This is a genomic window from Azospirillum doebereinerae, assembly GCF_003989665.1.
Taxonomy (GTDB): Bacteria; Pseudomonadota; Alphaproteobacteria; order Azospirillales; family Azospirillaceae; genus Azospirillum; species Azospirillum doebereinerae.
Map to the genome: position 1 here is coordinate 1 of NZ_RZIJ01000080.1, position 715 is coordinate 715.

Annotated in this window: 1 pseudogene; it reads right to left on the bottom strand. The window is 67.0% G+C overall.

The window, feature by feature from the left end:
• Positions 1-90: 90 nt before the first annotated feature.
• Positions 91-715: pseudogene (locus EJ913_RS31270) on the bottom strand (IS6 family transposase); the annotation flags it as partial.

Below are 715 nucleotides of genomic sequence, written 5' to 3' on the forward strand. Positions count from 1 at the left end.
TCAACTCGTTGGTACCGACCATGATGGCTGGCGCAGTTCGGCCACGGATGCCCAGAGATCGGGGGATCAAGCGGCCAGCGGCGCACGGTCGACCTCAACCCAGGCAGTGAAGGCCTGGGCGCGGGCGGCGTGGTAGTCGGAGGCGGGGCGGTGGTCGCGGCGGAGGTGGAAGAGGTTGGCGATCGGGTCCTGGATAGACAGAAAGCGCTGCACCGGTCGGGGCGATTTGAAGCGCTTCATCTGCCGCTCGCGGCGCCGGGTCGGTTGGTGCGAGTTCTCGGCCCGGTTGTTGACGCCCTTGTGTTGACGGTGCTCCACCCCCGGCATGATGGTCCGCTTGGCCACGGCGCAGGACTTCAGCTTATCGGTCACCAGCACCCGCGGCGCGCGGCCCTGCTTTTTCAGCAATTTGCGCAGCAGGCGCTTGGCCGCTTCGGCATCGCGCCGGCTCTGCACCAGCACATCGAGCACGAAGCCATCGCGGTCGACGGCCCGCCAGAGATAATGTTTCGTGCCGGCGATGGTCAAGACGACCTCGTCGAGGTGCCATTTATCGCCCCGGCGTGGCGCCCGCCGACGCAACCGATCCGCGATCTCGCGGCCGAACGTCAAGGCCCATTGCCGCACCGTCTCATGGCTCACGGTGATGCCGCGGGCCGCCAACATCTCCTCGACCATGCGCAGGCTCAAGGGGAAGCGGAAGGGAAGCGGAAGG